General features: G+C 30.1%; 9 protein-coding genes. 5 read left to right on the top strand and 4 right to left on the bottom strand.

Features of this window, described 5'->3' with window-relative positions; genetic code table 11:
• Nucleotides 1–218 (top strand): transaldolase family protein (locus ABWP60_RS08995; protein WP_353151548.1); only part of this gene is annotated, 218 nt, incomplete at its 5' end.
• A gap of 67 nt (nt 219–285) precedes the next feature.
• Here the strand turns inward: ABWP60_RS08995 and ABWP60_RS08990 are convergent.
• The gene (locus tag ABWP60_RS08990; protein WP_353151545.1) at nt 286–1,689 is read right to left on the bottom strand and encodes a TlpA family protein disulfide reductase; all 1,404 of its coding nucleotides are present in this window, start codon (nt 1,687–1,689) and stop codon (nt 286–288) included.
• Nucleotides 1,690–1,840: 151 nt separating this feature from the next.
• On the opposite strand from ABWP60_RS08990, the gene ABWP60_RS08985 reads away from it, so the two are divergent.
• Nucleotides 1,841–3,460, top strand: a complete 1,620-nt coding sequence (locus ABWP60_RS08985; RefSeq protein ID WP_353151542.1) for an ABC-F family ATP-binding cassette domain-containing protein — start codon at nt 1,841–1,843, stop codon at nt 3,458–3,460.
• A 109-nt stretch (nt 3,461–3,569) separates the two neighbouring features.
• Here the strand turns inward: ABWP60_RS08985 and trmD are convergent, their stop codons facing one another.
• Together trmD and ABWP60_RS08975 are read right to left on the bottom strand one after the other, a co-directional pair.
• On the bottom strand, nt 3,570–4,247 hold the full coding sequence (gene trmD, locus ABWP60_RS08980) for a tRNA (guanosine(37)-N1)-methyltransferase TrmD (RefSeq protein WP_353151539.1): 678 nt from the start codon (nt 4,245–4,247) through the stop codon (nt 3,570–3,572).
• Nucleotides 4,248–4,328: 81 nt separating this feature from the next.
• Nucleotides 4,329–4,775 carry a DUF1569 domain-containing protein gene (locus ABWP60_RS08975; protein WP_353151537.1) on the bottom strand — a complete coding sequence of 149 codons (447 nt, stop codon included), beginning with the start codon at nt 4,773–4,775 and terminating at the stop codon, nt 4,329–4,331.
• Between the two features lie 81 nt (nt 4,776–4,856).
• Here ABWP60_RS08975 and ABWP60_RS08970 point away from each other — a divergent pair, with 81 nt between their 5' ends.
• The 3 genes from ABWP60_RS08970 to ABWP60_RS08960 all read left to right on the top strand — a co-directional run bounded on the left by ABWP60_RS08970 (nt 4,857) and on the right by ABWP60_RS08960 (nt 6,737).
• Entirely contained in the window at nt 4,857–5,789 is a 933-nt protein-coding gene (locus ABWP60_RS08970) for a peptidylprolyl isomerase (protein ID WP_353151534.1), read from the top strand.
• Nucleotides 5,790–5,879: 90 nt separating this feature from the next.
• Nucleotides 5,880–6,194, top strand: coding sequence for a cytochrome c (locus ABWP60_RS08965; RefSeq protein WP_353151532.1), 315 nt, complete (start codon nt 5,880–5,882; stop codon nt 6,192–6,194).
• Nucleotides 6,195–6,239: 45 nt separating this feature from the next.
• The gene (locus ABWP60_RS08960; protein ID WP_353151530.1) at nt 6,240–6,737 is read left to right on the top strand and encodes a hypothetical protein; all 498 of its coding nucleotides are present in this window, start codon (nt 6,240–6,242) and stop codon (nt 6,735–6,737) included.
• Here ABWP60_RS08960 and ABWP60_RS08955 read toward each other — a convergent pair whose 3' ends face one another.
• Entirely contained in the window at nt 6,738–7,805 is a 1,068-nt protein-coding gene (locus ABWP60_RS08955) for a GyrI-like domain-containing protein (protein WP_353151527.1), read from the bottom strand. It abuts the gene before it with no gap.
• Nucleotides 7,806–7,950: the final 145 nt, after the last annotated feature.

The raw sequence follows: 7,950 nt of genomic DNA, 5'->3' as shown, positions 1-7,950 counted from the left end.
TAATTGATGAAATTCGTCAAATTTATGACAACTATAGTTTTGAAACTCAAATTTTGGCAGCTTCTGTGCGTCACACTATGCATGTTGTGAATTGTGCAAAAATTGGTGCAGATGTAATGACCGGACCATTATCTTCAATCACTGGATTATTAAAACATCCATTAACGGATATAGGTATTGCTCAGTTTGTAGCTGATTTCGAAAAAGGAAATAAATAATATTTTTATACATTAAAAAGGCGTCCCGATAATTCGAGACGCCTTTTTTTATGTTTTTTACTAATTTTTATTGTAAATAACTTTCAAAGTTGGCATCAAACAAACTTACAAAAGCATTGTTTATAGTACCATTTTTATTTATAATTAGTGTTCGGTATACTTTATTAATTACCCATTTATTTTGTAATTCTTCAAAATCTATGGCTCTTAATTCTATGGAATTGGAATATTTTTTTGCTTTTATTTCTTTTAACCAATCTTCTTGAGAGTTATTAATATTTATGGCAATAAATTGAATGTCTGGATATTTTGCTTTTAGTTCATCTACTTTTTTATGTGAATAGAATGAATGCGAATCCGATTGTTTGGTCCAAAAATATATAATTGTTTTTTTAGTAATTAGGTCATTAATTTTAACTTTTTTATTGTTAGTATCCAACACACTAATTTCAGGTAACATATTATTATTTCTTAGTTTTTGAATATTATTTGCCGTTTGCATTACTTTAACTTTCATTTTCTCATCGGATACCATTTTTGAATATAAGGTAAAAAATTTTCCATTGTTTATGGAACATTGATCAGAAAGTAAATACATATTGGCAATATTATTTACAACTAAATTTTTAACGTGTTTGTTTTTAATAAGTGTATCTACAATTTCAAGTTTTTTAATATTGTTTTCTAAACTCATTTCGTCTAAATTCCCTTTGCTTTTAGTTAGAACAATATTATTTAACATGCTTGTCATGTAATTAATAAACGGAGAATAATATAATAAATTAGAGGTATTTACATCAATTTTTTTTCTGTAATTGTAATACGATTTTGGTAATTTGGTTTTGATGTTTTCTCCTGTCTTAAATTCGTGTACTATAGGGAAAACTTCTTTTTTATAGGCATAATTTAATAAAATATTAGCTTGTGCAACTTCGTCAAATTCTTCAGACCAGTTAATAAATGATTTTCTTTTATTGTATAAATTTTTAATGTTTTGATTGGAAGAGTCTATATATTGTGAAAATATTTTTTCAGGTTTTTCATATATATCAAACAAGTTGTTTTTTAAATGCATATCTTTTAAAAATAATTCCATCATAAAATTATTTTTTTCATCTCCTCGTCCGCAAAACATTAAGGTATTATCAAAATCATTGTTATTTAGACGAATCATAAGACTGTCATTTTTGTCAAAAAAAACATATTGATACTCTGGATCATGTTTAAAACTATATAAACCAGGAGTTAACGAATCGAATTTATGAAAAAAGCGATTGTTTTTATCTAAATAAAAAGTATCCACCACTTTGTCGTTTTTCATAAATACCACAAAATTATTTTTCGGATTTTCTATTTCACCACCAAAATAGGCAACATGATTTTCACTTAATAAACCATCTTTGCAAGAAGTGAATGAGGTAATAATAAGTAAGATGAGAATATAGTTAATGTAAACGTAATTTTTTTGCATGGTTTCATTTTGAATTCAAAACAAAAGTATTTGTTTTAAAATAGTTAAGTTGTTAATGTAGCGTTAAATATTCTAAACAGAATAGTTAAATTAAAACTGTGAAAACTCGTTGCTTTTTGCTAATTTTGCAACAAATTAAAATAAAAAATACATGCTTACAATTTCAAATTTATCGGTACAATTTGGTAAAAGAATTTTATTTGATGAAGTAAATACCACATTTACCCAAGGAAACTGTTACGGGATTATTGGTGCCAACGGTGCTGGTAAATCTACATTCTTGAAAATCATTGCTGGTGAATTGGATCCTACCTCAGGAAGAGTAATTTTAGAACCAGGAAAACGTATGTCGGTTTTAAACCAAAATCACAATATGTTTGATGAATTTACGGTTTTAGATACGGTATTAATTGGTAACAAAACGTTACACGCTGTTAAATCGGAAATGGATGCTTTGTATGCCGATTATGATGATAAAAATGCAGACAGAATTGGCGAGTTGCAATTGCAATTTGACGAAATGAATGGTTGGAATGCTGAAAGTGATGCAGCTACATTATTATCAAATCTAGAAATTGAAGCGGAACATCATTATACTTTGATGGGTGAAATGGATGGTAAGTTAAAAGTTCGTGTGTTGTTAGCACAAGCATTATTCGGAAATCCAGATGTGTTGATTATGGATGAGCCTACCAATGATTTGGATTTTGAAACTATTGGTTGGTTAGAAAATTTCTTGGCCAATTATGAAAATACGGTTTTAGTCGTGTCGCATGACCGTCACTTTTTAGATGCAGTTTGTACACATATTTCAGATATTGATTTTGCGAAAATTACGCATTATTCAGGTAATTATACTTTTTGGTACGAAAGTAGCCAATTAGCGGCGCGTCAGAAAGCACAACAAAATAAAAAGGCAGAAGAGAAAAAAGCAGAATTAGAAGAATTTATACGTCGTTTTAGTGCCAATGTGGCCAAATCAAAACAGGCAACTTCTCGTAAGAAAATGATTGAAAAATTAAACTTAGATGAAATTAAACCATCAAGTAGAAGATATCCGGCCATTATTTTTGAAACCGAGCGTGAAGCGGGTGATCAAATTTTAAACATACAAAATTTAGCCGCATCTCAAGATGGCGACGTTTTATTTAAAGACTTGCATTTAAATATGGCTAAAGGCGATAAAATTGTAGTTTTTTCTAAAGATTCTCGAGCAACAACTGCTTTTTACGACATTTTAAATGGTTTGAAAAAACAAGATTCAGGAACGTTTGATTGGGGTATTACTACTACACAATCGTATTTACCAGTTGAAAATCATAGCTTTTTTGATGGAGTTGATTTAAACTTAGTAGATTGGTTACGCCAATGGGTAAAAACGGAAGAAGAACGTGATGAAGTATATGTTCGTGGTTTCTTAGGAAAAATGATTTTCTCAGGTGAAGAAGCCTTGAAAAAATGTAATGTGCTTTCTGGAGGTGAAAAAGTACGTTGTATGTTGTCTCGAATGATGATGATTCGTGCCAATGTATTAATGTTAGATGAACCTACCAATCACTTAGACTTAGAATCTATTACTGCATTTAACAACTCATTAAACAACTTTAAAGGGTCTATTTTATTAACAACACATGACCATGAATTTGCTCAAACTGTTGGAAATAGAATTTTAGAAATTACGCCAAATGGTGTTATCGACCGTTATATGACGTTTGATGAATATTTAGAAGATGATAAAATTAAAGAATTACGTACTAAAATGTATTCGTAATTTACGATTTACGATTTGCGATTTTGGATTAACGAATTAATTTATAAGAAAATTCCCGAGTTTTACTCGGGATTTTTCGTAAATCGTAAATCTAAAATCGTAAATTATATTATTCTTCCAATAAATCTGGTCTTCTGGCTAAAGTGTGTTCATACGCTTTTTGTTCACGCCATTTTTCAATTTCGGGAAAGTTGCCACTTAATAAAATGTCCGGAATTTTCATGCCTTTATATTCAGCTGGTCGGGTATAAATTGGTGGTGATAATAAATTATCTTGAAAACTATCGGTTAGGGCAGAGGTTTCATCATTCAAAACTCCAGGAATCAAACGAAATAAGGCATCGCATAAAATTACAGCACCTAATTCACCACCAGATAAGACGTAATCACCAATAGAAATTTCTTTCGTTATATGTAAATCACGCACCCGTTGGTCAACACCTTTATAATGGCCACATAAAATGATTAAATTGCCTAACATCGACATAGAATTTGCCATTTTTTGATGTAGTGTTTCGCCGTCTGGTGTCATGTAAATGATTTCATCGTAGTCGCGTTCACTTTTTAATTTGGTAATGCAATCGTCAATAGGTTGAATATTCATTACCATCCCAGCACCACCGCCAAACTGATAATCGTCCACACTTTTTTGTTTATTAGTGCTATAATCGCGTAGATTATGAAAATGAACTTCTACCAATCCTTTATCGATAGCTCTTTTCATCATCGAACCTTCAAACGGACTTCTAATTAATTCTGGTAAAACGGTAATAATATCTACACGCATAGTTTTTTGATTTTCAGTTTCTAATTTGGAGTTAGAAATTCTTGCAAAGTTACAACTCCAAGAGTATAACTCATAACTTTTTTATACTCCAAATTGTCGTAAATGATGATCAATATGTTTCCAATGCAAATTATTCCATTCATCGGCAGTCATATTGCCCCAAAAAGGGTGCTTTTTACAACTTATAGCTTCAAAACCACTTTGAAAGCGTGAAAAATTAGTAATTAATTCATTCTTAATTTTTTCAAAATCGAAATTAGTATTGTATTTAAATTCTTTGGCAGTTGGACTGTTCTTGTCAAATTGCGGTTTTTTTAGAATCATATTTTTCATCATAGGTCCTAATATTCTCCAAATTAATGGTGTGTTTAATTCTTTCTCGTTAAAAGCTACTAAAACGGCATCGTTACAATGTTTTAGCATTTGATCAACACTCATTTTCCCCCATAATGCTTGGGAATCTCTAGTTAATGAGTTGATTCTTGAAATAATTTCTTGATTGTCAGTTGGGTTAAAGATTGATTTCATTTTGATATAATTTTGCGTAAAAACCAATCAAATATACTCAAAAAAGTAGTAAATTTGCACTTTAATTTAAAATCAAAAGCAATGCAAGACGGAATTTACGCTAAATTTAATACGGCAAAAGGTTCAATTTTAGTAAAGTTAACTCACGATAAAACACCTGGAACGGTTGGAAACTTTGTAGGTTTGGCTGAAGGGCAATTAGAAAACAAAGCAAAACCTATGGGAACGCCATATTATAATGGTTTGAAATTTCATAGAGTGATTCCAGACTTTATGATTCAAGGTGGTTGCCCACAAGGTCAAGGAACGGGTGGACCAGGTTACCAATTTGATGATGAATTTCATCCAGAATTAAAACATGATAAACCTGGAGTTTTATCTATGGCGAATGCTGGACCTGGAACTAATGGTTCTCAATTTTTTATTACACATGTTCCAACCAATTGGTTAGATGGTAAGCATACAGTTTTTGGTCATGTTGTAGAAGGACAAGATGTTGTGGATGCTGTGGCTGGAAATGATGCATTAGATTCAATTGAAATTATTAGAGTAGGTGCTGAAGCGGAAAAATGGAATGCTATTGAAGCGTTTAGAACATTTGAAGGTTCCCGTGAAAAAAGAATTTTAGAACAAAAACAAGCGGCTGAAGCAGCTATGGAAAAATTAGCAGCTGGATTTTCAAAAACAGAAAGTGGTTTACGTTATCAAATTATCCAAAAGGGTAGTGGTAAACAAGCTGAAAAAGGAAAAAAAGTTTCTGTTCACTATCAAGGTGCCCTAGAAAACGGCCAAGTTTTTGATTCATCTTATAAAAGAAAACAACCAATTGATTTTCAATTAGGAGTGGGTCAAGTAATTGAAGGATGGGATGAAGGTATTGCCTTGTTACAAGTAGGAGATAAAGCTCGTTTTGTAATTCCATCGTATTTAGGATATGGAAGTTCTGGTGCTGGAGGCGTAATTCCACCAGATGCTACTTTAGTATTTGACGTGGAATTAATGGATGTGAAATAACATTTCGTTTAATATAATTAATATAAAAATCCGTTTCGAGATCAAATCGTTACGGATTTTTTCTATATTTGAAAATCTAAAAATAAAATAATGAAATCAAGCATATTAATTGGATTAGTGTTTTTATCAGTTATATTAGGCTGTGCACCAAAAAAAGTTGTTGTAACAGAAGCTCCGGTTGTTAAAGAAATCGCAGCTGAAAAGTTAGAAATAACAGCTGAAGTTATTGCAGAAGGTAAAAATTTATACACTACCAGTTGTGCAGATTGTCATAGTTTATATGAAAAAGAAAGTTTTACTGCAGAACAATGGAAACCAATTGTTTTACGTATGCAAAAAAACACCAAACTTTCTGACTTGCAACGTGAAAAAATATATGCATATTTAACGACTCCTCAATTTTAATATATTGTAAACCCACTTTTGTTCGTTTTTGGCGAACGTTGAATTATGAAGAAATTTTTATTACTTGTTTTTATTTCAACTTTTGGCTTTTCGCAAGAGGGTTTACCACATTGTGGGTATGATTTTACTACTTATTTGGTTGCCAATCCAATTGATAGTACTACCAAAAAAATCATTAACGATTTACAGATTTCTTTAATTGATAGCCAAGGAAAAGAAGTGGTTAATACGAATAATGAGTTTAGTTTAATTCATAAAGATAAAACCTTAATTTTCGCAAAAAATTACAGAGTTACTCTAGCAAATGCTGAAGAAAGATGGTTTTATAATATTTGCGAAGATCAATATTTATTGCAATTGAAAGCAAATTTTATTCCAGAAGAAAAAGGGTATTCTATTAAAATAAGCGATACCTTAAACCGTTATGCAACAACAACGGTACCTGTTTTTAATAGTAATTTATATGTATTATGTACGACAAAAGTAAAAAGCTTTGGTCCGAAAATGACAAATAATATGATTACTATTGAAATGAGTAAATAGTTAATTTTCTGTTTCAGTAGGTGCAATAGCTGTACTATCTTTAGCAATTATTTTTTTGGGAGCTGCTTCTTTCTTAATGATAGGAATGTAAATTTCTGTTACCCATTTTGATGGTTCGTTTACTTCAGGAATTGATTTTTTATAAATTCCAATATAATATCCTTTTTTATCTTCTTTGAATTTTTTTGTTGCAATGTAATTTCTTGTTTTAGCCCACGCTTTTTTCAAATGCGAATAATCACCTTTTAATGTGGTTTTTATTGCTAAAAATGAACTGTAATTTTTACCTTGAATTTTACTATCTGGTGTTGTGAAAACTTTTTCTTTTACAGGAACACACATAGCATAAACTATTTTGTTTTTGTCGTCATTATTCTGAAACATTACAAATGGCACTTCTAAAGTTTCTATAGCATTTGACTTGATAAAATTTTTCAAAGTCTTTAACAAAGCTTTTGATTTTTTCGGAAAATCTTTAACCAAACAAGAATCTTTTTGTTCTAAATAATTAATGGAAGGTCTGTTTACCAATCCTTGTACTTTTATATCGTATTCTCCTAATTCACTTACAAAATAGTTGTTAATTTTATTTAAACTTTCTTGTAACTGCGGCCCCATATAATTAGTTATTCCTCCATTCAACACAGAATATATTTTTTCTGTAAAGGATAAATCGCCTTTAATTGTTACCGACGCTAACGTGTTTTTTCCTGATTTTTTAAATTTCCAATGTAAAGTTTGCCTATTGTTATTTTGAATAAATAGTTGCGATATGGAATCATTTTGCGCATATGAGGTAATTATTGCACAATCTGAATCCCATTTTACATATGATTTTTTACCAATAGTATTCTGAGAAGAAGTAAAATTAATATTTTCATCGGTGTTAAATTGTTGCCAATCATTCCAATTAGAAAAATCGTTTACATAATCAAATACAAAATTTTTTGGTGTGTTTATTTCTATTTGTTTTGTAATTTCATAAGTAGGAGGTTGTGTAGCAACAAAAACCACAAAAGCCAGTAAGAATAACAGAAATAAAAGCGATAAATATTTTAATATTTTCATTTATTTTGGGATATTAATCAAATATAATAAATTATTCTTTTAGGAAACCCTTTATTAAAAATAAGAATAAAATAAATAGTAAAAAACCTAAAACAATCCATTTTACTCCTTTGAACTGCTGTTTATGAATGTTTTTGTCCTTAAC

It is taken from the genome of Flavobacterium sp., from assembly GCF_040402895.1.
Classification (GTDB): Bacteria; Bacteroidota; Bacteroidia; order Flavobacteriales; family Flavobacteriaceae; genus Flavobacterium.
This window is presented reverse-complemented; position numbering and strand designations above follow the sequence as displayed.

What these genes read in the sequence shown, in the direction of transcription:
- ABWP60_RS08960 (WP_353151530.1), top strand. Translation starts at nt 6,240, where the DNA reads ATGAAGAAATTTTTATTACTTGTTTTTATTTCAACTTTTGGCTTTTCG.
- ABWP60_RS08975 (WP_353151537.1), bottom strand. Translation starts at nt 4,775, where the DNA reads ATGAAATCAATCTTTAACCCAACTGACAATCAAGAAATTATTTCAAGA.
- trmD (WP_353151539.1), bottom strand. Translation starts at nt 4,247, where the DNA reads ATGCGTGTAGATATTATTACCGTTTTACCAGAATTAATTAGAAGTCCG.
- ABWP60_RS08970 (WP_353151534.1), top strand. Translation starts at nt 4,857, where the DNA reads ATGCAAGACGGAATTTACGCTAAATTTAATACGGCAAAAGGTTCAATT.
- ABWP60_RS08990 (WP_353151545.1), bottom strand. Translation starts at nt 1,689, where the DNA reads ATGCAAAAAAATTACGTTTACATTAACTATATTCTCATCTTACTTATT.
- ABWP60_RS08965 (WP_353151532.1), top strand. Translation starts at nt 5,880, where the DNA reads ATGAAATCAAGCATATTAATTGGATTAGTGTTTTTATCAGTTATATTA.
- ABWP60_RS08955 (WP_353151527.1), bottom strand. Translation starts at nt 7,805, where the DNA reads ATGAAAATATTAAAATATTTATCGCTTTTATTTCTGTTATTCTTACTG.
- ABWP60_RS08985 (WP_353151542.1), top strand. Translation starts at nt 1,841, where the DNA reads ATGCTTACAATTTCAAATTTATCGGTACAATTTGGTAAAAGAATTTTA.